This window comes from Mesorhizobium sp. WSM4816 (assembly GCF_055811535.1).
The window spans coordinates 68,850-91,356 of record NZ_JBVVQR010000002.1; the positions used below are offsets into that span (position 1 = coordinate 68,850).

The window sequence follows — 22,507 nt, forward strand, 5'->3', positions numbered from 1 at the left end:
AATGGGAGAAAAGCATGTTCAAATCATCGATATCGCGCCGGATGGTCGTGAAAGCCGCCTGCCTGGCGCTTGCCGCGACATCACTCACGGCGCTGCCCGCTTACGCGGAAACCACCCTCGAACAGGCCAAGAAGGACGGCTACATCCGCGTCGGCTTTGCCAACGAGGCGCCGTTCGGTTACGCCACGCCTGACGGCAAGCTGACCGGCGAAGCGCCGGAAGTTGCCAAGGCGGTGCTCGCCAAGATGGGTATCGCGCAGGTTGACGGCGTGCTGACCGAGTTCGGCTCGCTTATCCCAGGTCTCAAGGCCGGCCGCTTCGATATCATCGCCGCCGGCATGTTCATCAATCCGAAGCGCTGCGCCGAGATCAATTTCTCCGAGCCGTCCTACGGCATCGGTCAGGCCATGCTGGTGGCAAAAGGCAATCCGAAGGGCGTGAAGGACTTTTCCAGCATCAAGGAAAACCCTGATCTCAAGCTCGCCGTGATGGCCGGCGCCGTCGAGGGCGGCTATGCCAAGGACGCTGGTGTCGCCGCCGGGCAGATCGTTGCCTTGCCCGACCAGTCCAGTCTGGTCGCCGCCGTCCAGTCGGGCCGTGCCGACGCTGCCGCGCTAACCGCTCTTTCGATCGCCGACATGGCCAAGAAGGCCGACGGCGTCGAATCGACCAAGCCGTTCGGCGAGGTTGCCGGCAAGTCGGTGAAAGGCCATGGCGGCTTCGGCTTCCGCAAGGAAGATACCGACCTGCAGGAGGCGTTCAACGCCGAGCTGAAGACGTTCCTCGGTTCGCCGGAGCACATCGCGCTGGTCGAGCCGCTCGGCTTCGGCAAGGACTACCTGCCCAACAAGACCACCGCGGAGCTTTGCGCGGGCAAATAGGTTCCCAACTGCTGGCGGCGCGAAAGCGCCGCCCCTTTTTCCTGGGGGAATCCGCATGGGAATCCGTACGCTCGTTGCCATGCTGGTCGTCGCGCTTGTCGTGATCGGTGCCTTGGCAACGCAGGAATCTTACAAAGTGTTTATGCCGGGGCTGCTGCAAGGCGCGGTCCTGACGATCGAGATCGCTATCCTCGGCAGCCTGCTGGCAATCGTCATGGGCGTGCTGGCGGCGTTGGCAAGGATGTATGGCCCGGCGCCGCTCAAATGGCTGGCCACGGTCTATGTCGAGATCTTCCGCGGCACCTCGGCGCTGGTGCAATTGTTTTGGCTGTTTTTCGTGCTGCCGCAATTCGGTGTCACGCTCAACGCATTTCTGGTTGCTGTCCTGGCGCTCGGCCTGAACGTTGGTGCTTACGGATCGGAAGTCGTGCGCGGCGCGATCCAGTCCGTCGCCCGCGGACAGTGGGAGGCGTCTACCGCATTGAACATGAGCCGCCCCCAGATGCTGCGCCGGATCATCCTGCCGCAGGCTTTCGTCGCCATGATCCCGCCTTGGGGCAATCTGTTCATCGAGCTTTTGAAATCGACAGCGCTGGTCTCGCTGATCACGCTCTCGGACCTCGCCTTCAAGGCGCAGCAAATGAACCAGAACACGTTCAAGACCATTCCGATCTTCACCCTCGTCCTGCTGATGTACCTGGCAATGTCGCTGGTCGTGACCATCGGCATGCGGCTTCTCGAAAGGCGGGCTTCGCTCGGATTGGCGCGGGGGAAGGCAGCATGATCTGGGACTGGGCATTTGCTTTTGAAATCCTGCCGGTGCTCGCCAGCGCTGCCATCGTTTCCATCGAGGCGACGCTGATCGGGTTTGCGCTTGCCGCCTCGCTTGGCCTGGTGCTGGCGGTGGTCCGAATCGCCGTGCCGTGGACCAGCTGGACGATTTCGGTGCTGGTCGAACTGATCCGGTCGACCCCGTTGCTGATCCAGATATTCTTTCTCTATTTCGTCTTTCCGAAATTCGGTGTCGTGCTCGACGCCTTCACCGCCGGGGTGCTTGCCATCGGTATCCACTACGCTGCCTATTGTTCCGAGGTCTATCGCGCCGGTTTCGACAACATCCATCGCGGCCAGTGGGAAGCCTCGGTCGCCCTCAATCTGTCAGCCTGGACGACGTTCCGCGACATCATCATTCCGCAGGCGATCCCGCCGATCGTTCCGGCGCTCGGCAACTATCTGGTTGCCTTGTTCAAGGAGACGCCATTGCTTTCCGCAATCGCCGTGCTGGAGCTGATGCAGACGGCCAAGATCATCGGCTCCGAAACCTTCCGCTACACTGAGCCGATGACGCTGGTCGGCCTGTTCTTCCTTGCCATGAGCCTGGTTTCCGCCGCGCTCATTCGCTCCCTCGAAGGCTTGCTCAACCGGAGGACCATGCGATGATGGAACAACCGATGGTCCACTTCGACAATGTTTCGAAACGCTACGGCGCGCTGACCGTTCTCGACGGGCTCAATCTGGACATAGCACGCGGCGAGAAGGTTTCCATCATCGGGCCGTCCGGCTCCGGCAAGACCACGGTGCTGCGCATGCTGATGACGCTGGAGACGATCAATGACGGCGTCATCTGGGTCGAAGGCGAGCCGCTCACCCACATGGAGAGGAACGGCAAGCTTGTTCCCGCCGATCTCGCGCACATCCGCAAGATCCGCGCCAAGATCGGCATGGTGTTCCAGTCGTTCAACCTGTTCCCGCACATGACTGCGATGCAGAACTGCATCGAGGCGCCGATAACCGTGCTCGGCATGAAGCGGGCCGATGCCGAGGCGCGTGCGGCCGAGCTGCTCGACATGGTCGGCCTGTCGGAGAAGAAGGACCACTATCCCTCGCAGCTTTCCGGCGGCCAGCAGCAGCGTGTCGCCATCGCCCGCGCTTGCGCCATGCGGCCCAAGATCATGCTGTTCGACGAGGTGACCTCGGCACTCGACCCCGAACTCGTCGGCGAGGTGCTTGAAGTCATCCGAAAACTCGGCAGGGAACATGACCTCACCATGCTGATGGTCACCCACCAGATGGGATTTGCCAAGGAATTCTCCGATCGCGTCTGCTTTTTCCATGCCGGCAAGATTTGCGAGCAGGGGCCGCCAAACGAGTTGTTCGGCGCCCCCAAGAACGAGCGGACGCGGCAGTTCCTGCACGCTGTCCTGGAGGCTGGATGACGCTTGAGACGGATGCCGCGCCCCTGGCCGCGACCGCCGCACCGCCGCGCCCGCTCTCGGCGCGGGAGCGGTTCGAGCGTATCTACCGGATATTGCGCGACCGCATCTGCCTGCTCGACTATGCGCCCGGCAGCCATCTCTCCGAGGAAGAGCTTGCCCAGGAATTCCAGATCAGCCGCACGCCGGTTCGCCGTGTCCTGGCGCGCCTCGAATCCGAGGGTCTGGTTCAATCCGTCCATGGCGTCGGCACGATCGTCACCGACGTCGACATCGAGGAATTGCAGCAGGTCTATCACTTGCGCCTGGAGCTGGCGCTCCTCGTCGGCAAGCTTTCGCCGATCCCGCGCACGGCGGACGACCTCGACCGGATAAGGGCACTCATCGCGCGCTGCGATTCCGATGTGCTCAATCCCGACCAGCGCGCTTTCCTGCGCCTCAACATGGATTTTTTCTACGAGCTCACCGCGATGACCGGCAACCAGCCGCTGCGCGAGATCAGCGAGCGCCTGTATTTTCAGGTCGCGCGCGTCGTCCTGAAGATGATGCCGCAGTTGGGCCTGGTCGAGGAGTTCACTGCGTTCCGCCGCGAAATGGAAGAGGTGCTTGCCGCCGCCGAGATCGGCGACTGGGAGTCGATCGGGCACATCAGGCGAGCCCATATCTCGATGAGCTTTCGCCGCATGATGCGTCATGCAGGCGAGGTCCACATGTCCGGTGGAACGCTGTAATTTCGCAGTGCGGAGCGGTCGCGCGCTCTATCTCCACTTATGAAGTGGATCGCCATTCCCCTACGGCTAGGTAGCGACGCTGGTGAACTAAGACTAAGCGGATGACAGATCGACAATCTCGAAATTCCGCCCATTGATGTTGCGCACACGCCAAGCTTTCCCTTGACTCTCCAATTGTTCGTTTAGCCATGCGACAGGCGGCAGAGCGAAGCCTGCTATCATTTCTGGACTGATGCCGTCATGGGAAAGCGTATAGAGTCGGGTCAAGTCCTGCACGAAAGCCACCCGTTGGGCGGTGAGATTGTCGCGTGAAGGCTCGGCCGGCGCAGCCTGGGTCGAACGGTGGGCGGCGATTTCTTCGTCGCGTCTGGCGAGACGGCTTTCCAGATTGGCAACGCGCTCACTCAGCCAATAGCGGCCAATCAGAAAACCGCCACCACCGAACAGCGCCGCAAACGTGACAAACACCCACGGTGCTTGCATCACGACAGCCCAATTCGTTTGCAGGAAGGTGACCAGATCCACGCGCGGTTCATATCACTGCGCCATTGCGTCGTCACTGGGTTTGGCACTTGCAAAATCGGCTGCCACAGCCATGTCTGGCCTGTGCTAGGTCGCGCGCCCGTTACCGTTTGATCTGGCGAACGCCGGATCACCGGCGGGCAGCGCCTCGTCGGCGGCCAACCAGCTTCAGCCAAGGCGCCGAATGGAAGGCGCTCATCAGCAAGTACATCATGACCATTCCGCTCAGCGGCGACGCATGTGCCGCCGAGCAGATCATCTCCGCATCACCGGTGACGGCCGTCAGCAGCGCCATCATTGCGAAGGTTGGCGCGGCTGCCAGCGATAGCCAGTCGGCCGCGCCGCGGGCGGCGACATTGTCGCTTGGGAAATCGGCAGATCCGCTGCCTGCGGGCGGCGCCTTCTGCGTGTGGTGCAGTGTCATCGAACGTCAGCCCTGGCCGTACTCGTCGTGGCGGCGCCACCAGACGCCCGTCTCGTTACGCCCTCGGGGCGCGCGGTCGAGCCACTGATACATGCCCCAGAGGCCGTCCAGTCCGCGCGCATAGGTGGAATAGGCGTGGTAGACGAGGCCGTCCTCTAGCACGAATGCGCTCATGCCTGGCCTCTCGCGCGTGTACGTGGCCATGTCCGTTCCGCTCATTGCAGCGAAGGTCTCGGAGCCGTCGGCAGTCGTACGCGAGGGTATCTTGGCGAGAGGCGCCTCGCGCACATAGTTGTATTCGATGCCTTGCTCGCGCTGCTGCTCCTCGGTGAACGAAACGTCGAAGTCGAAATTGAAGTCGCTGCCGTGTGAGGAGGCCCAGGGGAACGTCCATCCCATCCGCCGCTTGCACGCCTGCAGCTTCCCGAGCGGTGCCCGCGATACCGCCGAAAGCGTGACGTCGTGGTTGGCCAGGTGGACGACGAAGCCGTCGAATCCATCCGCGATCGCTGAGCAGGCCGGACAGCCCGCCGTATAATTGGGCCCGAACATGAAGTGGTAGACGAGGAGTTGCGAGCGTCCCCTGAAAAGGTCTGCCAGTGAAGCGCTGCCTTCGTCTGTCTCGAATCGGTAATCCTTGTCGATCCGAACCCAAGGCAATTCTTGCCGCCGCCGCGCCACCTCGTCGCTTTGTCGCGTGAGCTCCTTCTCTGCCTTGAGCAGATCAAGCCGCGCTGCCAGCCACTCCTCACGTGTTCCGGTCCTGTGTGTCGGCATCGTTCTTCTCCTCTATGTTCTGTCCTCTATGTTTTGTCCTCTATGTCCTGCCTCGTTCGCACCGCTTTCTTACGGCGCGCTGGTTGTTGGTGCTGAGATAGATTAGGACCGGACATCGAAAGGTGAGAGTGACAAGTGTGACGGGATTCCGATGGACTCGCTGATCACCGCTGCAGCGCGCGCCCTTGCGACGGGTGATCCCCTTGGCGCTTTGAAGCGGGTCGCCCTGCGTGAGGATGCGCCTGCGCTTGCGCTGCGCGGCATTGCAATGGCGCAGCTCGGCGATCTCGTTCGCGCAAAGGCTCTCCTCAAAAGTGCTGCGCGCGCCTTCGGTCCGAAAGAGGCAGTGGCCCGCGCGAGGTGCGTCGTCGCCGAAGCCGAGATCGCGCTCGTCTCGCGCGACCTCGGCTGGCCGGCGAAGGCACTCGACGGCGCGCGGTCGACGCTTGAAAAGCACGGCGACCACGTCAATGCCGCGCATGCGCGCAATCTCGAAGCGCGGCGCCTGCTCCTGATCGGACGCCTCGATGAGGCCGAGAGCAGGCTCGCCGGCTTCGACCCGACGACGCTCCCACCCGCGTCGAGGGCCGCCCACGAGCTGGTGATTGCGGGGGTCGCGCTACGCCGCCTCCGGACCAAGGCGGCGCGCGCTGCGCTCGGGCGGGCCGCGCACGCGGCGGGCCAGGCGGACATTCCAGCGCTGACGGCCGAGGTTGAAGGCGCATCCCTGGTGATGAACACGCCCGCGGCGCGCCTGATCGCGCGCGGGGTTGAGCGCCCGCTCCTGCTCGAGGAGGTCGAAGCGCTGCTGGCGTCGGGGGCACTCGTCGTCGACGCCTGCCGCAATATCGTGCGGGACGCCGGCATGATCGTCTCGCTGGCGACGCGCCCGGTCCTGTTCGCGCTTGCGCGTGCGCTGGGCGAAGCCTGGCCCGCAGACGTGCCGCGGAGCACGCTCGTCGCACGCGCCTTCGGCGGCAAGCACGCCGATGAATCCCATCGCGCCCGGTTGCGGGTCGAAGTCGGTCGGCTTCGGGTGGAGTTGCGGTCACTGGCGGATGTGAGCGCGACCAAGCGAGGCTTTGCGCTTAAGCCGCGCCGCCCGCGCGATGTCGTGGTGCTGGCGCCGCCCGCCGACGAGCCGCATGCAGCGGTGCTCGCCTTCCTCGCCGACGGCGAGTCGTGGTCGAGCTCGGCGCTCGCAATTGCGCTCGGAGCCAGCTCGCGCACCGTGCAGCGCTCGCTCGAGCAGCTTGCGGCAGCAGGCAAGGTGCAGTCCTTCGGCCGCGGGCGAGCGCGCCGTTGGATGACCCCGCCGGTGCCGGGATTCCCGACAATCTTGTTACTCCCCGGCTCACTGTCGGGTTACTAGTGTCATGGACAATTCAACAGATCTGAGCCTGGAGCAGAAGCATGAAACGATCTGCAGCTGAAGTCCTCCGCGAATATGGACCCTTTCCGGGTGTCGACCAGGTGGCTGGGGTTACATTCGACGGTCAGCAGGTCTGGTTTGCGTCAGGAGACAGGCTGAACGCCCTGGATCCTGCGAGCGGCAATGTGGTGCGCGCGATCGATGTCGCCGCGCACGCAGGAACGGCCTTCGACGGCCAGCACCTGTTCCAGATCGCCGAAGATCGCATTCAGAAGATCGATCCCAACACTGGCCGCGTGCTCGCCACGATTCCGGCGCCAGGTGGCGGCGGCGACTCCGGACTCGCCTGGGCCGAAGGCTCACTTTGGGTGGGGCAGAATCGCGGTCGCAAAATCCATCAGATCGACCCCCAGACAGGGGCAGTTCTTCGCACAATCGATTCCAACCGTATCGTCACAGGGGTCACCTGGATCGACGGCGAACTCTGGCACGGCACCTGGGAAGGTGACGAGAGCGACGTCAGGCGGATAGATCCTGAAACCGGAAAGGTCCTGGAGAAGCTTGAGATGCCGCCTGGAACAGGCGTGTCGGGGCTCGAGTCCGATGGTGGCGATCAGTTCTTCTGCGGCGGTGGAAACAGCGGCAAGGTGAGAGCCATCCGCCGACCCAGGCGAGGCTCCAAAATCCCGGTCGACCCGACGAGCGAGTAACCGAAGCGGCCCTCGCGGGCGCGCTTTCCGCTTTGACGAACCGTCCGCCGGGAGCGGTCATCAATGCGGCGGACCGGATCGCTGGAGCCCTTAAGCGCTGTTGGGCTTGGCGCGTCGCTCGACGATGTAGATGTGGTCGGCCACCAGGACCACATCGCCGTGCTGGTTGATCACCTCGCAGCGCTCGATGACGCGACCCGACTCCGGCCGCTTTGGGTCGTCTTGCTTGGCCGAGATGGTGGTGCGAGTCTTGATCGTATCGCCGATGAACACCGGCTTGATGAAGCGCAACCTGTCATAGCCATAGGAGAACGCGACCGGGTTGATGACGCTTGCCGTCAGTCCGACGCCGACCGAGAAGACCAGCGTGCCATGGGCGATGCGTTGGCCGAACGGCGTCGTCTTCATGAACTCGGCGTCCATGTGGTGAGGGAAGAAATCGCCGGTATGGCCGGCATGCACGACGAAGTCGGTTTCGGTGATAGTGCGCCCGCTGGTCATGCGCGACGAGCCGATCTGGTAGTCCTCGAAATAGACAGTCTGCTCCATGTCAGGGCCTCGCCGCCATCGGTGTTGCCGGCGCCGCGCTCGATTGGTACGCGGCCTCGACCAGCGCCATGGTGCTCCAGGCGTCCTCGACGGAACTGACAAGCTCGGCGTCTTCGCCTGATGCGTAGCGTTGGACATTGGCCATGCGGCCGACAAAGGCGTCCGGAAACCATTCGCCGACGAGCGGCACCGTGACCCAGTCTGAGCCGCCCTTGGGACAAATTTCAAGGACATCGGGCTCGCCGCGCGGATAGTCGAGGTTGAGCCCGAGCTTGAGATAGGCGGCGCCCTCGGTTCCGCAGATGCGGAACTCGCAGGCCTGGTGTTTTCGGCCAAATTTATGATCATGATTGATCGACAGCGCACAGCGAACTGTGTCGCCATAGTCGAGGATCGCGCTGGTGCGCGTTTGAGCAACCTTATGGCCGGGATGACCGAGCGTCTTGGCGTGAATCCCCCTGGGATCGCCGAGCAATTGCCGGATCAGGTCGAGATAATGAATCGAATGCATGGCGATCTCGACGCGCGGCGCCTTCAGCAGAAATTCCCACAGCTGCCAGGGTGTCGCCAGCGCCAGCCAGGCGTCGAAGTCGACGACGTCGCCCAGCCAGCCCTTGGCGATCGCACCCTTCAGCGCCAGCATCATCGGCGCGAAGCGGAGCTGGAAATTCACCGCCGCCTTCAGCTTCTTGGCGCGGCAGATTTCGAGGATCTCGGTGGCCTCGGTGAGATCGCTGCCCATCGGCTTCTGGATCAGCGCTACGGCGCCGTCGGGCAACGCCCTGAGCACGCCGGCATGATGAGCCGGCGGCGTCGCCAGGTCGAAGATGACGCCGTCGATTGACGCAGCCTCCTCGATCGACCGGTAAGCGGTGACGCCCCAGTTGGCCGCGAGTTTTTCCGCCTTGGCGTGGTCTGGATCGAAAAGCCCGGCGACCGGAAAGCCGGCTTTCCGATAGGCCGGGAAATGCGCGTCGCCGACGATCGAGCCGGCGCCGAAAATCACGATCGGCCGCGGCTTCGATGGCTTCGCCCAGGACTGGGAGAGCGAGGCTGGGTCGAAAACGCCATCAGTCATGATGGAAGACTTCGTCCATCGATGCCCACCATTCGCCCTCCTTGCGGGTCGGCAGCGGTTCCTGGCAAGGCATGCACAGCGCCCACCATTCCTGCGTCTTGGGATCGGCGGCCATCTTCGCCATGTCGGCGGCATAGTCGGTGCCGTGGTACTCGAAAGTGCTGAACAAGAGGTGCTCCGGCTCCTTGAGATAGATCGAATAGTTCCTGATGTTGCAGGCGGAAATCATCGCCAGCACTTCGGGCCAGACGGCTGCGTGAAGCCGCACATATTCGGTGACCTTTTCCGGCTTGAGGCCGAGCACCATTGCCATCCGCTGCATGTCCGGCTCCTGTTTCACTATCGTCGTTATGAATGCCGCGATGCGTTGCGTTGCACCGGCGGTGATCTGCCCACTATTTACATACAAACAAATAATTTACACAATCACCAAGCCGATGGTCCTTCGGATGCTGACCACGGGGAGTGACTATGGCGGAGGACGAGTACGATGACCGCTATCGCGCGCCGGCGCTCGACAAGGGGCTCGACATCCTTGAGCTTCTGGCCGGCGTCGATGGCGGCCTGACCCAGGCGGAAATCGCCAAGAAGCTCGACCGCAGCCCCAACGAGTTCTACCGCATGTTGGACCGGCTGGTGCGGCGCGGCTACGTCACGCGGCCGGATGGCGACCGTTACTCGCTGACGCTCAAGCTGTTTGGCCTGGCGCATCTGCACGCGCCGGTGCGGCGGCTGGTTTCCTATGCGACGCCGCTGATGCGCGAACTTGCCGGGACCTCGCAGCAGTCAAACCAGCTTGTCGTCTTCGACCGCGGTTCTGCCGTGGTGATCGCCCAGCAGGAGGCGCCGGACTATTGGGGCATCTCGATTCGCGTCGGCGCGCATGTCAGCCTGTTCGACACCGGCTCCGGACATGTGCTGCTGGCGTTCCGCTCGCCGGTAGAGCGGCGGATGATGATCTCGGAACATCTGCGCAGCGCCCACAAGCCGCCTCAATCGCCGGACTTCTTTGCCCGTCTCGACCAGATCCGACAACGCGGCTATGAAATGATGGCATCGATGCAGACCGCCGGTGTGTTCAACCTGTCGGCACCCGTGCTTGGCTCGGACGGTAGGGCGATCGCCGCGCTGTCGATCCCCTACATAACCCTGATCAACGCACCCAGGGCGCCCGACATTACGAGGACCATAGAACTGTTGCTGGCAGCGGCCGAAAAGCTGTCGCAACTGGCGGGAGCCGCTGCCAAGCAGGCGACTGATTGAACAATTTCTGCGTGAGATGATTTTGAAACGGCGAAGGAGGAGCGCGCAATCATGATCTTCGATACCCATCTGCATCTGATCGACCAGTCGGCGTTGCGCTACCCTTGGCTCTCCAACGTGCCGGCGCTGAACCGCGATTTCCCCTACGACGAATATGCAGTCCAGGCTCGCCGCGCCGGCATAGAGGGCGCGTTGCACATGGAGGTCGATGTCGATCCAGCCGATGTCGAGGCTGAGACCAGTCACGTAAAGGCGCTGTCACACCAGAAGGACAGCTTGCTGCGCGGGGCAATAGCCTCCTGCCGTCCGGAAGAGCCGGGCTTTGCCGCCTATCTCGAGCGCCAGCGCGCCGATCCTTTCGTCAGGGGTTTTCGCCGTGTGCTCCACGTCGTGCCGGACGAGCTTTCGGAAGGCGTGCTGTTTCGCGAAAACATCAAGCGGCTTGCCGGCACCAAACTGACCTTCGACCTCGTCGTCCTGCCGCATCAGATCCGCAAGGCGATTGCGCTTGCCGATCTCGCGCCGGACGTGCAGTTCGTGCTCGACCATTGCGGCGTGCCCGACATCAAGGGCAGCAGTGAGCATCCCTGGCGCGAGTATATGGCGGAGATCGCGCGGCGCCCGAACGTCGTCGGCAAAATTTCCGGTGTGGTCGCCTATGCGGACGCTGGATCCTGGACGGTCGAAACGCTGCGTTCCTATGTCGAGCACACCATCCAATGCTTTGGCTGGGACCGGGTCGTGTGGGGCAGCGACTGGCCGGTCTGCACGCTTGGCGGCGGACTAGCCACCTGGATTGCGGCGACGCATGCGCTGCTTGCCGGAGCAAGCGTCGATGAACGGCAAAAGCTGCTCTCCGCCAATGCGAAGCGGCTCTGGAATTTGTAGAGAAGTTAGCGAACTCTGCCTCATCTCAGCGCCGGGTGCCGGAGACTCTTCACAAACAGGCGATTGAGATCGGCGACGACGCGGCCGGCATCGTGCCTTTCGGTCAGGCCGAGTTTGATACGATCGGAGGCCGCCTGCTGGAAGGCCATGTAGCCATCCTGGCGTGGCCTGACCCAGGCGCTCTCGAGCGTGGCGCGGGTGTCCTTGTAGAAATTGCCGGTGGCTGCGTTGACGGCGGCATCGTCCCAGGCTGCGGCATGGCCGGGCTGGCCGCCGGCCGACGCATAGGGGCCGCGCTGCACCTCGCCGCTGGCGATCCAATAGGCAAAGTCGATGGCCTCTTGCGTGGCCTTCGAAAAGGCCGACACGGCAATGCCGGTTCCGCCGAGCGCCGACCCGACTACACCAGCGTCGCCGGCAGGCGGAATGTCGGCGAAGGCAAGGCGGCTGCTGCGGAATCCGGCGATGGCATAGGAAACGTAGCCGTAGATCAGCGGCGCGCAGGCGATCCGCGTGCCGGAACTGGCCATCTCCTCCAGGACGCCGATCGGGTCCATGCCAAGGCAGGTCGGATCGACGAGAGCCGCGATCTCGCGCATCATCTCGAAAACGCGGCCGCCGATGTCAGGGTTAATGTGGTCGCCAGGCTCTTCGACGGCGGGCCTGCCGAGATTGCCGGCAAGCGTGTAGAACACCATCAGCGAATGCGGCGGCCTGAGCGGCAGCAGCACGCGGCCTTGCCGCGCCAGGTCGAGCACCTCGGACCAGTTCGCCGGCGCGGCGGAAAGCATGTCCGGCCGCCACGCCTGCACCTGGCTGGCCGTGTCGATCGGAAACGCCCACTGCCGGCCTTGCCAGTTGTAGCTAGGATAGGACTGGCCGACGCTGCCTGCCGCCAGTGCCGCGCGTTCCTCTTCACGCCCCACAACGTCTAGCGGCGCCAGACAAGTCTCGGCGGTGATCTGGCCGACATGCGGATGATCGATGACGATCAAATCGTAGGCACGGGCCAGGTCCTCGACCGGAAACGATTCGAAATCCTGCAGCGAGCGCTTGTCCCATTCGATGGTGACGCCGGTCTGCTGCTTCCACAGTCCCGAACAGGCGACCATCGGGTCGTAGCCGCGCGGATGGCTCCAGGTCATGCCTTTGAGCGTCACGTCGCTCACAGCCCGAATTCTTCGCGGATCTTTGCGCTGTGCTCGCCGATGCGCGGCGCCGCCCGCTCGACCTTGGCGCGGACGCCATCGACCCTGAGCGGCGAACGCGTGGTGAGGATCGAGACGTCATCCTCGCGCGTCACTGTCTGCAGCATGTCGAGCACCTGAAAACCTTCGCTGGCCATCATTTCCGGCCAGGTCAGCACCCTGGCGCACCAGATGTCGGCCGGCTCGAGGATGGCAAGCCATTCGTCGACCGTCTTCGTCGCGATTTTCTTCGCAATGATCGCCTTGATCTCGTCGCGGGCGGTGAACCAGGTCGACGGCTGATCGCGATAGGGCGCAAGCTGTTCGAGTGCCAAAAGGTCGGCCAGCTTCGGGATCGGCGTCATGGCGATCGCCAGATAGCCGTCCTTGGCCGGATAGACGCCGTAAGGCGCCGACAGATAGGCATGGGCGCTGCGGAACGCCGATCGCCGTGGCAGGCGGCGTCCGTCATTGAGATGCGTGGTCAGCACCTCGAACTGGAAGTCGACCAGCGCTTCGAGCAGGCTGGTCTCGACATGACTGCCGGTGCCGGTCAGGCCGCGCCGCACCAGTGCGGCAAGGATGCCTTGCGCGGCGGCGGCGCCTGCCAGCATGTCGGCAATCGCCAGGCCGAAGGGCACCGGGCCCTGGTCCTCGTCGCCGTTCAGCCACATCACGCCGGAACGCGCCTGCGCCAGCAGATCCTGCCCGGGGCGCTTGACCCAGGGGCCTTCTTCGCCATAGCCGCTGATCGAGGCATAGACCAGGCGTGGATTGATCTTGCGCACCGCCTCGTAGTCAAGGCCAAGGCGCTCGATGACGCCGGGCCGGAAATTCTGGATCAGCACGTCGGCCTTGGCCAGCAGGCCGCGCAGCGCCGCCAGATCGGCCGCTTCCTTGAGGTCGATGGCAAAGCTTTCCTTGGCCCGGTTGATGGCGTGGAAGATGGTGGAATCGCCGCCGATCTCGGTGTCGCTGAGATAGAGTCGGCGCGACAGGTCACCCCCATCCGGGCGCTCGATCTTGATGACGCGGGCGCCAAGGTCGAGCAGCCGCAGCGAGCAGTAGGGCCCGGACAGGAACTGGCTCATGTCGACGACGACGAGTCCGGTCAGCGGCAATTCGGCGATGGCAGCCATCGCCTATGTCTCCGTCTTGCCGGCGAAATCGGCCGGATTCCGGCACTTCACCGTCTGCAGGAGCTGGCAATAAAGCACGAGCTCTCCTTCACTCTTGGACTTCATAGCTGGCGCGGATCAGCCCCATCTCCTTGTATTGGGTTTCGTGTCGAGATTGGATTGTACGATCGGTCCCCTTACCAATCTCCTTTGGTGAATAGTATTTTCACATATGGGATTGTGTTTCAAGCGTGAACAGGCGAAATTTTGCCGCGATCCGCTGCGGCTGGGCGTCGGCGGAACAAGGGGGGATTTCGATGCAGAACGCCTGTCTGGTCTTCGTCGGCAGCCTCAACCGCGAGGCGCCTTATTTTCAGGGCGCGCGCGGCGTTGGGCTCAGCGTCTACAGTTTCGACGAAGAGACGCTGGAGACGAGGAAACTGGCCGAGACGGGAGACGTCGACAATCCGACCTTCCTGTCTGTGACGCCGGACGGGTCACATGTCTATGCCAACTCCGAAGTGTTCACCTGGCGCGAAGGGGTGGTCTCGGCCTACCATTTCGACAGGCAAACCGCCGCGCTCTCCTACATCAACAAGCAGCCGACGCTTGGCAGCATCACGGCGCACAACACCGTCACGCGCGACGGGACGAAGCTCCTGGTCGCCAATTACGGCATGGGCGAAGGCGGCCCCGATCGCTCGCTCGTCGTCTACGGATTGCGCGACGATGGCGGCTTGACCGCGCCGTTGTCGAGCGTCGCCCATAGCGGAACTGGTCCCGACGCAGTTCGTCAGGAACGTCCCCATGCCCACAGCGTCACCGAGACGATTGCCGGTGGCGTGGCGATCGTCGCCGATCTCGGCATCGATCGGCTTGTCTCGTACCGCATCAGGCCCGACGGCGGCCTGACCAGACTGGCGGAGTCGGCGCTTGCGCCCGGCGCCGGGCCACGTCACGTGGCGCTGCATCCTGGCGGGCGCTTCGTATTCGTCATGAACGAACTGGATTCGACGGTCGTCTCGCTTGCACTGGACGAAGCGTCAGGCAGGCTCACCGAGATCGACACGAAGCCGGCCGTACCGGCCGCGGCGCGCGACGGCAATCATTGCGCCGACATCCAGATATCGCCCGACGGCCGCTTCCTCTATGGCTCCAACCGCGGCCATGACAGTGTCGTGGTGTTTTCCGTCGACCAGCAGACGGGCACGCTTGCGCTGGTCGACCATGCGCCGTGCGGGGGCGCTACGCCGCGCAATCTGGCACTGACGCCCTCAGGTCGCCATCTCTTCTCGGCCAACCAGAACGCCGACCGCATCTCGATTCTTGCACGCGACGCGGCCACGGGCCGGCTGGCCGACACCGAGCGGTTTATCGAAATCGGCACGCCGATGTGCGTGAAGATCGTGCGTTGAAAGCCTTGGTCTCCTTCCAGCAGCGAGGGCGTGCACGGTCCTGTGATTTCGGCTGAGCCATCAGCGTGGTAGCTTGCAGTCGTTCCGCTGCGGAGTCGCCATGCGTACCAAGCTCCTAGAAATCACCCTTGCTATGCTGCTGCTGGTCGGCGGCCTTCCAGCCGGCCATGCGCAAGTGGCCGAGCGGCCGTCGCCTTCGGGCGGCGTTCTGTCGCTGCTCCCGCCGCCCCAGGTCTCAGATCATTCGATCGTGATCGCGGGACGCACGCTCAACTATCAGGCAAGGGCCGGCACGCTGTCGTTGCTATCCGGCAAGGGCGACGTCACCGCGGAAATCTTTCATGTCGCCTACACGCTGCGTCCCGAGCCAAGCCGGGAACCTGATCCCCGGCGCCCGATCACTTTCGTATTCAACGGTGGTCCCGGAGCAGCCTCCGCCTATCTGCATCTTGGCGCGCTCGGTCCACGGGTGATGGCGACAGCGGCCGATGGAAGTTTTCTCCCACCGCCGCAGCGGCTTTTGGACAACTCGAACACCTGGCTCGACATGACCGACCTGGTCTTTGTCGATCCCGTCGGAACCGGTTACAGCCGCGAAGCATCCGGCACCGAGGCACGCAGCTTCTGGGGCGTCAATCAGGACGCCGCCGCGATGGGCGCCTTCATCCGGCTCTATCTGGCACAGGCGGGCCGCACAGCGTCGCCGGTGTTTCTTGCCGGCGAAAGCTATGGCGGGTTTCGGGCGGCACTGCTTGCCAAGACGCTCCAGGATGATATCGGCATCAGCCCTCGCGGCATCGTGCTCATCTCGCCGGCGCTCGAATTCACGCTCGTGCGGCCCGACGAGTTCCAGCCGCTTCACTGGGCGCTTGAGCTGCCGTCGCTGGCGGCGGTGCGCCTGCGCAGCCAAAGCGTCACCGGTTCCGAAATGCGGGAACGGTTGGCCGATGTCGAACGCTATGCGCTTGGCGACTATCTCGTCGCGCTTGCCAGCGGGCTCGAACAGGGCGGGCGTCTGGCGAGCCCGCGCGTTGCTGAAATCACCGGCCTGCCGCTCGAACTCGTGAAACGAAACTTTGCACGCATTCCCACCGCGCTCTTCGCCAAGGAGTTTGCGCGGGCAAGGGGCAATGTTCTCAGCCTCTATGACGGCACGATCGAAACGGCAGACGTTGCCCCGGAAAGTCCAAGGCCCAGCGGCCCTGATCCGGTGCTCGACCGAAGCGTGCCGGCGCTCACTTCCGCCTTTGTCAGCTATGTCAGGGAGGAACTGAAATTCCGTACCGATCTAAGCTATCGGCTTCTCAACCGTGAAATCAGCGGAAATTGGGATTACGGGACGAGCCCGACGCGTCAGGGCTATACCGGCGTGATGGATGACCTTCAGCAGGCGCGCGCGCTAAATCCCGGCCTCGGCGTTTTGATCGTCAACGGCTACACCGACCTGGTGACGCCCTATCTGGTGTCACGCTATCTTGTCGGCCAGGTTCCTTCGCTTCCCGGCGCAACGCCTATCCGCCTCGAACTGCTGGAAGGCGGCCACATGATGTATTTCAGGCCGGAGAGCCGGCGCGCGCTGAGAGAGGCCGCGTCCGAGCTTTACCAAGCGCCGAAATGAGCTCGTAAAAGAAACAAATCCGCCTCGTCGCATGAGAGGCGGATGACGCAACACGAACCGGCGAGGCGAACAAGTCGATGACATCTCAGCCTGCAGAACTGACCTGGCTCAACCCGCCACCGCATCATGCCTTCGGCGACAGCACCGTGCATGTTCGGACCGGCAAGGAAACCGATTTCTGGCGGGAGACTTTTTATGACTTCTGGCGTGACAATGGCCACTTCCTCTACCGGCAGGTCGAGGGCGATTTCAGCGCCGAGGTCACCGTCAAGGGGGACTACAAGGTGCTCTATGATCAGGCCGGTTTGATGGTCCGGCTGAGCGAGACGCATTGGGTCAAGGCCGGCATCGAGTTCACCGACGGGCTCGCCTATTTTTCCGTCGTCGTCACCAATGATGCTTCCGACTGGTCGTTGGTCAGCATCCCGGCCGGTCCGGACGGAGTCAGGATCCGGCTGACCCGCCATGCCGAGACAATCCGCGTTCAGTATCTCGATGCCTCCGACCATCGCTGGAAGCCGGTGCGGCTCGCCTACTTCCCGCCCTCGAAAACAGTCGATGTCGGCATGATGTGCTGTTCGCCGCAACGTGAAGGTTTCGAAGTCACATTCAGCGATTTTTCAGTCGGCCCGGCGATCTCGAGGGAACTCCACGACTGACGCGTCCTGTCAGCGGATCGGGGCGCCGCTTTCACAGCAGTATCGTTTCCGACAGCCGAATTGCGCGGTCGAAGAAGCTACCGGGCATTCGCCTCGTCCCGGTCGAACTTGAAATCGGCGGGAAGGCGGCCGCGGAAGGCGCGAAGCCGCTTCAGTAATTCCTCGCGCGCAGGTTTGCGCGCGACGCCGAGTCGTCGGGCATCGGCGACGTGGATCTCAATCTCATCGCCTTCCCGAGTTCGAGGATCTCGACCACAACCGCAGGAATACGGATAGCGAGGCTGTTGCCCCACCTGGCGACCTTCATCACACTCTCCTATGCATATGCGCCATGATAACGGAACTGCCCGGGCGGCCGACCTTCTGGCCGGCCGATCCAGAAGCATCCGTCAGCCCGGATGCTTGAAGGTTTCGCCAAACCAGTTTCGCCACTTGGGCTCGCCCTCGGCGGCGCGCTGTTCGGCGTCGTCGCCATAAAGATACAATGCCATGCTGGCGTTTGCGCTGCCATCGATATCATAGGTTCCGATCAGGGCAATGCCGGGAGCAGGTGCAGTCAGGCGCAGCGCGATGAAGCGCTGCTTGTCGTCCTGCCGCACGCGTTCGACTATGCCGGATAGTCTCTCCGGCTGCAGCGGTCCATTCCGCTGCTCGCCGACATTTGCGCCCGCCAGTCCGAGCGTCTCGGTAAGTTGCCTCCAGATCGAGAGCTGGTCGGCCTTCGTGCTGGCCATGACGCTGAAGCTGGCGGCGTTTTCGCCAGCGAAGTGCGAAAGGTAAATGCGCAACACCTCGAAAAAGCCGGGCCAGCCGCTCTCGAACCCTTCCAACTGATCATCCCAATCGTCGGTCGAGGCAAACAGCGAATGGACCATGCGGACGACGCAACGATCACCCGACCGGCTGGTCACGGTGATCTCCGTTGCGACAGGCGGCGCGCCTTCGCTCCAGTCGCGTTCGACATAGCCGAAACGGAACGGCGGCTCCCAAATCGTCACTTCGCCGGTGGACGCGCCATTGGGACCGAAGTCGAAATGAAGCCTGCCGCCGACATGCTCGTCGATCGTGGTTTTTGTGAACCAGGCAGTGTTGCCGGGACCCGTCGCAATGGCCCGCCACACCTGCTCGGGTGTGCCGGGCGTAATGAACTCCATCTCGACCCAACGCTTTCCGGTTTCATCTTTCTTGATCGGCATGGGAACTCCTTTCAGGGTTTGGCGTCCTCACAGTCGGGGCCGGGTGCGGTACGACGCCACTACGAGCCGATGCGGCCGCCAAAGCTCAAGCATACTCATTTTCGTATTGACAAAATATTTTGTCAAGACGCGCGCTGATGGCTGAAAGCGGCTATGGCGCGTCGTCGCCGTGTCGTGTGATCTGAGCGTTCGCAATCGAGCCGAATTCATGAAGAGAGGGCGAACCTGAGACCGCAGAACTTTTAATGCAATGACATTGCAGCGCCTGGCCGTGAGTGTGCCATGGAACAGCCGTTCGGACGTTATTTGCCTGCCGGCCGCCAAACGCAGCGCTGACTTTCCGCCATTGGCATCGAGATTGGATCGAGCGTTGCTTTGATCGCAACAACCTGCGTGTCACCGTAAAGGCCTGAACCAAGCCTGAGGCAGGAGGAGGTTGACCATGGCCAGGATTGTACCCGTGCTCGATCTCAGCCGTCTCGAACAGGGCGCGTCGGAGCGTCGGACCTTTCTGTTCGATCTGCGCACGGCGGCCCGCGATGTCGGCTTCTTCTATCTCAGCGGCCATGGAATTTCGGCTGTCGAAATCGACGAGGTGCTCGACGCCTCGCGCCGGTTCTTTGCCTTGCCGGAAGCCGACAAGCTGGCCATCGAAATGGTCAAGTCCCCGCAATTCCGCGGCTACACGCGCACCGGTGGCGAACTGACCAGGGGCAAGGCCGATTGGCGCGAACAGCTCGACATCGGCGTCGAGCGTCGACCCATACCAAAGGGGCCGGGCATTCCTGCCTGGACGCGGCTGCAAGGGCCGAACCAATGGCCTTCGGCCCTGCCGCAACTCAAGCCGGCACTGCTGGCATGGCAGACCAGGGCGACGGCGGTGGCAGTCCGCCTGCTGAAGGCCCTCGCGCTGTCGCTCGACCAGGCCGAGGATGCTTTCGATCCGATCTATAGCGGTGAGCCCAACCATCGCATGAAGATCGTGCGCTATCCCGGGCGCGACACAACCGGCGGCGACCAGGGCGTCGGCGCACACAAGGACGGCGGTTTCCTGACGCTCCTGCTTCAGGACGACAACAAGGGGCTGCAGGTCGAATATGACGGAAGCTGGGTGAATGTGGATCCGATCCCCGGAACGCTGGTGGTCAACATCGGCGAACTCCTCGAACTGGCATCGAACGGCTATCTCAGGGCAACGGTTCACCGTGTCGTGACGCCGCCGGCCGGTGTCGAGCGGATTTCCGTTCCATTTTTCTTCAGCGCCCGGCTCGACGCGACGATCCCATTGCTCACCCTGCCTGAAGAACTGGCTGCCGAGGCGCGCGGACCGGCGAGCGATCCGGACAACCCGCTGTTTCGCGACGTCGGAACCAACGTGCTGAAAAGTCGCCTGCGCTCGCATCCTGACGTGGCGCGCCGGCACTATGCCGATCTCCTTGAGACAAGGGCATCACCCGGCTGAAGACGTCAGAGCAAATAGAACAGGAATTTTCGCTATCCCGCCGGCTTTTGGAATTTTGTTCGTCGCCAACCCGCTCAAACAAGCTCAAACAGGTAACACCGTTCGGCGGTTTCCTCCCATTCCCCTGAACGGCGTTCCCCTCTGAAGGTTGTAACCTTCTTTTGACCGGGCCGTATTCGAGCCCGGCCATTTTTTTCCGCGCTCCCTTGGCGAAGGCGCCAGAGCCGATTCTTCAAAAAGCGCGTCATAAGGAATTCACGCGACGCGCTTTAAGTTCTTTGTTTTTATGCATGTCGTCATCCCAAAACCGCTGCGCACTTTTGGGCGAAATGCGTTAGCTTCCCGCCAACGACAATCCACGGGCGCGTTCGCACAGCAGGGCAAGCAATTCGCTGCGCCGCGCTTCCGGTGTGTCGACCGGCAACACGAAGCAAAGAGTCTTGTTGATGGCGCCGTAGCTATCGCGGATGGGCGCGGCCATGCACCACGTGAAGCGGTCGGCGAGGGCGACGGTCTCGCTGAAACCTTGCCGGCGGGCCAGGGCGACGTCGCTGAAGAATTCGGCTGGCGCAATGACGCGGCCGTCGGGCAGCTTGTAGTCGCCAGGCGGGATGAAGTCCTTCACTTCTTGCTCGCTCATATGGCCGAGCAGGAGCCGCCCGGACGCCGTCCACGGGATCGGCACCTCGACCCCGACATCGCTTGAAATCCGGAACGGGCCGGAAGAATCACGGCAATCGAGAACGATGTATTTGTTCCCGCGCAGGCCGCACAACTGCACGGTCTCGCCGGTCTCCGCCGCCATCTTGTCCAGCGTCTCGATAATGCGCCGGTAGTGGGCGTTGTGATGCGAGTAGGCCCAGCCGAACAGATGCATAGCCCGACCGAAATAGACGTAGCCTTCCGTCCCGACGTTTTCGAGCATTTCGGCTTCGAGCAGGCTGTTGACGATTTCGTAAGTGGTCGAACGCGGTGCGCCGATCATCTTGGCGATGTCGCCGACGCGCATCGGCGCGCGGTGCCGCAAAAGCGCTTCCAGCAGCATGATGACGCGGTCGATGCCGCGGCGGCGTTCGCCATTGCGCGGCTCGGCGCCGGCTTCCTTTTCGATCAGACCAGTAGCTCCATCGCTCATGTCGGCCGCATCCGCGTAAAAATCAATTCGGCCCTCGTCTCAAGACGCTTGAAAGATGTCAAGGCTCAGTCTAGCATCCCATTTGTCTGATATACAGACCTATTGTCTGAAATATCAGACAATAACGAGCCAGGCGCAGAACGTTCTGACGAGAAAAACAGGCGGTTTCCGGATGCGGCAACCGGCGGGTTTTCTCGTCCGGACCCCGCACGTCCAGGCATAACCTCAGAAGGGAACAATCATGACGAAATCATCGTTTTTCGCATCCGCCAGCGCCCTTTGCCTCGGTCTCCTACTAAGCCTCGGCGCCGGTTCGCAGGCCAATGCGGCCGCCAAATGCATCAAGGGCGACCGCAAGGCGCCGTACACGATCGGCTGGGCCAACATTTATTCAGTGCCGACCTGGATGAAGCAGACACAGGGCACGATCGAAGCCGAGGTCGAGACCCTGAAGAAGCAGGGGCTGGTCGACAAGCTTGTCGTAACCGACGCCCAGGGCGACGCCAACGTCCAGATCCAGCAGATCCAGTCGATGATCGATTCCGACGTTGACGCCATCATCCTGATCGCCGGCTCGTCGACCGCGCCGGCGCGTGTGCTGGCGGACGCCTGCGCCAAGGGCATCGCCATCATCAACTTCGACAGCCTCGTCGACACCGACCAGGTGACCGCCAAGGTCAACACCGATTCCGCCCAGTGGGGCGATCAGGCGGCCAAGTTCCTGATCGACGCGATCGGCGGCAAGGGCAAGATCCTCATCCTCAACGGCCCGGCCGGCGTTTCGGTCAGCGACGATCGGCGCAAAGGCGCTGACGCGGCGCTCAAGGCCCATCCTGACGTGACGGTCCTTGCCGAGACCAATACACCCTACAATGTCGCGCCTGCACAGGAAGCCGTCACCAGCCTGCTGTTCGCCAATCCCGAGATCGACGGGATACTGTCGCTCGGCGGCGCCTTGTCGGCGGGCGCGGTGCTCGCCCTCGACAAGCAGGGCCGCGAACAAGTGCCGATCACCGGCGAGAATGCCCGCCAATTCCTCGAACTCTGGAAGGAAAAGGGCCTCAAGAGCTGGGCAACCATGCAGCCGAACTGGCTCGGCGCTTTCGCCACCTACACCGCCGTCCAGGCGCTGGAAGGCAAGGATGTGCCGGCTTTTGTCAAGATCCCGTTGCCGGTGATCGACAATTCCAATATCGATCAGTACCTCGCACGGGCGGCCGACTTTCCGGCCGACGGCTATATCTATTCGCCCTACGACGAGGAGTTGTTCAAGAAACTTCTGGCTGAGCAATAAGCCTGAAAGGTCGCA

The 22,507-nt window shown here is 62.8% G+C and carries 25 protein-coding genes and 1 pseudogene; 14 read left to right on the forward strand and 12 right to left on the reverse strand.

Annotated elements, in window-relative coordinates; translation table 11 throughout:
* The first annotated feature begins 14 nt into the window (after positions 1–14).
* From ehuB to AC0L3H_RS02470, 5 genes are read left to right on the forward strand one after another with little or no spacing between them, the layout of a single operon-like run.
* Positions 15–881, forward strand: a complete 867-nt coding sequence (gene ehuB, locus AC0L3H_RS02450) for an ectoine/hydroxyectoine ABC transporter substrate-binding protein EhuB (protein WP_473584379.1) — start codon at positions 15–17, stop codon at positions 879–881.
* 55 nt (positions 882–936) lie between these two features.
* On the forward strand, positions 937–1,665 hold the full coding sequence (gene ehuC, locus AC0L3H_RS02455) for an ectoine/hydroxyectoine ABC transporter permease subunit EhuC (RefSeq protein WP_091597301.1): 729 nt from the start codon (positions 937–939) through the stop codon (positions 1,663–1,665).
* Positions 1,662–2,321, forward strand: coding sequence for an ectoine/hydroxyectoine ABC transporter permease subunit EhuD (gene ehuD, locus AC0L3H_RS02460; protein WP_027152501.1), 660 nt, complete (start codon positions 1,662–1,664; stop codon positions 2,319–2,321). Before ehuC ends, ehuD begins: the two co-directional genes overlap by 4 nt.
* Positions 2,318–3,097, forward strand: coding sequence for an ectoine/hydroxyectoine ABC transporter ATP-binding protein EhuA (ehuA, locus tag AC0L3H_RS02465; protein WP_473584380.1), 780 nt, complete (start codon positions 2,318–2,320; stop codon positions 3,095–3,097). The genes ehuD and ehuA overlap by 4 nt, the downstream gene beginning before the upstream one ends.
* Complete coding sequence (locus AC0L3H_RS02470) at positions 3,094–3,825, forward strand: GntR family transcriptional regulator (RefSeq protein ID WP_473584381.1); 732 nt, start codon at positions 3,094–3,096, stop codon at positions 3,823–3,825. Before ehuA ends, AC0L3H_RS02470 begins: the two co-directional genes overlap by 4 nt.
* 93 nt (positions 3,826–3,918) lie before the next feature.
* Here the strand turns inward: AC0L3H_RS02470 and AC0L3H_RS02475 are convergent, their stop codons facing one another.
* The 3 genes from AC0L3H_RS02475 to AC0L3H_RS02485 all read right to left on the reverse strand — a co-directional run bounded on the left by AC0L3H_RS02475 (position 3,919) and on the right by AC0L3H_RS02485 (position 5,548).
* A complete protein-coding gene (locus tag AC0L3H_RS02475) occupies positions 3,919–4,350 on the reverse strand; it encodes a hypothetical protein (RefSeq protein ID WP_473584382.1) in 432 nt (143 codons plus the stop codon).
* A 127-nt stretch (positions 4,351–4,477) separates the two neighbouring features.
* Positions 4,478–4,771 carry a hypothetical protein gene (locus AC0L3H_RS02480; RefSeq protein WP_292543104.1) on the reverse strand — a complete coding sequence of 98 codons (294 nt, stop codon included), beginning with the start codon at positions 4,769–4,771 and terminating at the stop codon, positions 4,478–4,480.
* A 6-nt stretch (positions 4,772–4,777) separates the two neighbouring features.
* Positions 4,778–5,548: a DUF899 domain-containing protein gene (locus AC0L3H_RS02485; RefSeq protein ID WP_473584383.1), complete on the reverse strand. Its 771-nt coding sequence runs from the start codon at positions 5,546–5,548 to the stop codon at positions 4,778–4,780.
* 151 nt (positions 5,549–5,699) lie between these two features.
* Here AC0L3H_RS02485 and AC0L3H_RS02490 point away from each other — a divergent pair, with 151 nt between their 5' ends.
* Both AC0L3H_RS02490 and AC0L3H_RS02495 read left to right on the forward strand, forming a co-directional pair.
* On the forward strand, positions 5,700–6,920 hold the full coding sequence (locus tag AC0L3H_RS02490; protein ID WP_473584384.1) for a helix-turn-helix domain-containing protein: 1,221 nt from the start codon (positions 5,700–5,702) through the stop codon (positions 6,918–6,920).
* A gap of 41 nt (positions 6,921–6,961) precedes the next feature.
* A complete protein-coding gene (locus AC0L3H_RS02495) occupies positions 6,962–7,630 on the forward strand; it encodes a Vgb family protein (protein WP_473584385.1) in 669 nt (222 codons plus the stop codon).
* 90 nt (positions 7,631–7,720) lie between these two features.
* Here the strand turns inward: AC0L3H_RS02495 and AC0L3H_RS02500 are convergent, their stop codons facing one another.
* Genes AC0L3H_RS02500 through AC0L3H_RS02510 form a run of 3 tightly spaced genes read right to left on the reverse strand, consistent with a single transcriptional unit; the run spans position 7,721 to position 9,579 of the window.
* Positions 7,721–8,179, reverse strand: a complete 459-nt coding sequence (locus AC0L3H_RS02500) for a MaoC/PaaZ C-terminal domain-containing protein (protein WP_473584386.1) — start codon at positions 8,177–8,179, stop codon at positions 7,721–7,723.
* A 1-nt stretch (position 8,180) separates the two neighbouring features.
* Positions 8,181–9,257, reverse strand: a complete 1,077-nt coding sequence (locus AC0L3H_RS02505; RefSeq protein ID WP_473584387.1) for a Gfo/Idh/MocA family protein — start codon at positions 9,255–9,257, stop codon at positions 8,181–8,183.
* Entirely contained in the window at positions 9,250–9,579 is a 330-nt protein-coding gene (locus tag AC0L3H_RS02510; protein ID WP_091597514.1) for an L-rhamnose mutarotase, read from the reverse strand. Before AC0L3H_RS02510 ends, AC0L3H_RS02505 begins: the two co-directional genes overlap by 8 nt.
* Positions 9,580–9,728: 149 nt before the next feature.
* Here AC0L3H_RS02510 and AC0L3H_RS02515 point away from each other — a divergent pair, with 149 nt between their 5' ends.
* Together AC0L3H_RS02515 and AC0L3H_RS02520 are read left to right on the forward strand one after the other, a co-directional pair.
* On the forward strand, positions 9,729–10,520 hold the full coding sequence (locus tag AC0L3H_RS02515; protein WP_473584388.1) for an IclR family transcriptional regulator: 792 nt from the start codon (positions 9,729–9,731) through the stop codon (positions 10,518–10,520).
* Between the two features lie 51 nt (positions 10,521–10,571).
* Positions 10,572–11,408 (forward strand): amidohydrolase family protein, encoded by an 837-nt coding sequence (locus AC0L3H_RS02520; RefSeq protein ID WP_473584389.1) that lies wholly within the window; start codon positions 10,572–10,574, stop codon positions 11,406–11,408.
* A gap of 20 nt (positions 11,409–11,428) precedes the next feature.
* Here the strand turns inward: AC0L3H_RS02520 and AC0L3H_RS02525 are convergent, their stop codons facing one another.
* The 3 genes and pseudogenes from AC0L3H_RS02525 to AC0L3H_RS02535 form a co-directional block, all read right to left on the reverse strand.
* Positions 11,429–12,577, reverse strand: coding sequence for an extracellular solute-binding protein (locus tag AC0L3H_RS02525; RefSeq protein ID WP_473584390.1), 1,149 nt, complete (start codon positions 12,575–12,577; stop codon positions 11,429–11,431).
* Complete coding sequence (locus AC0L3H_RS02530; RefSeq protein ID WP_473584391.1) at positions 12,574–13,734, reverse strand: CaiB/BaiF CoA transferase family protein; 1,161 nt, start codon at positions 13,732–13,734, stop codon at positions 12,574–12,576. Before AC0L3H_RS02530 ends, AC0L3H_RS02525 begins: the two co-directional genes overlap by 4 nt.
* 3 nt (positions 13,735–13,737) lie before the next feature.
* Positions 13,738–13,939 (reverse strand): annotated as a pseudogene (locus AC0L3H_RS02535) (amine oxidase); the annotation flags it as partial.
* Between the two features lie 91 nt (positions 13,940–14,030).
* Here AC0L3H_RS02535 and AC0L3H_RS02540 point away from each other — a divergent pair.
* The 3 genes from AC0L3H_RS02540 (at position 14,031) to AC0L3H_RS02550 (ending at position 17,405) form a co-directional block, all read left to right on the forward strand.
* Positions 14,031–15,128, forward strand: a complete 1,098-nt coding sequence (locus AC0L3H_RS02540) for a lactonase family protein (RefSeq protein WP_473584392.1) — start codon at positions 14,031–14,033, stop codon at positions 15,126–15,128.
* 100 nt (positions 15,129–15,228) lie between these two features.
* Complete coding sequence (locus AC0L3H_RS02545; RefSeq protein ID WP_473584393.1) at positions 15,229–16,746, forward strand: S10 family peptidase; 1,518 nt, start codon at positions 15,229–15,231, stop codon at positions 16,744–16,746.
* A 77-nt stretch (positions 16,747–16,823) separates the two neighbouring features.
* Positions 16,824–17,405, forward strand: a complete 582-nt coding sequence (locus AC0L3H_RS02550; RefSeq protein ID WP_236370340.1) for a DUF1349 domain-containing protein — start codon at positions 16,824–16,826, stop codon at positions 17,403–17,405.
* A gap of 151 nt (positions 17,406–17,556) precedes the next feature.
* Here AC0L3H_RS02550 and AC0L3H_RS02555 read toward each other — a convergent pair whose 3' ends face one another.
* Positions 17,557–17,712, reverse strand: coding sequence for an AbrB/MazE/SpoVT family DNA-binding domain-containing protein (locus AC0L3H_RS02555; protein WP_473584394.1), 156 nt, complete (start codon positions 17,710–17,712; stop codon positions 17,557–17,559).
* An 82-nt stretch (positions 17,713–17,794) separates the two neighbouring features.
* Positions 17,795–18,601 carry an SRPBCC family protein gene (locus AC0L3H_RS02560; protein WP_287251955.1) on the reverse strand — a complete coding sequence of 269 codons (807 nt, stop codon included), beginning with the start codon at positions 18,599–18,601 and terminating at the stop codon, positions 17,795–17,797.
* Positions 18,602–19,043: 442 nt separating this feature from the next.
* Here AC0L3H_RS02560 and AC0L3H_RS02565 point away from each other — a divergent pair, with 442 nt between their 5' ends.
* Positions 19,044–20,063, forward strand: a complete 1,020-nt coding sequence (locus AC0L3H_RS02565) for an isopenicillin N synthase family dioxygenase (RefSeq protein ID WP_473584395.1) — start codon at positions 19,044–19,046, stop codon at positions 20,061–20,063.
* A gap of 334 nt (positions 20,064–20,397) precedes the next feature.
* Here the strand turns inward: AC0L3H_RS02565 and AC0L3H_RS02570 are convergent, their stop codons facing one another.
* Entirely contained in the window at positions 20,398–21,198 is an 801-nt protein-coding gene (locus tag AC0L3H_RS02570; RefSeq protein WP_473584396.1) for an IclR family transcriptional regulator, read from the reverse strand.
* Between the two features lie 241 nt (positions 21,199–21,439).
* On the opposite strand from AC0L3H_RS02570, the gene AC0L3H_RS02575 reads away from it, so the two are divergent.
* On the forward strand, positions 21,440–22,492 hold the full coding sequence (locus AC0L3H_RS02575) for an ABC transporter substrate-binding protein (RefSeq protein ID WP_091597270.1): 1,053 nt from the start codon (positions 21,440–21,442) through the stop codon (positions 22,490–22,492).
* Positions 22,493–22,507 lie beyond the last annotated feature (15 nt).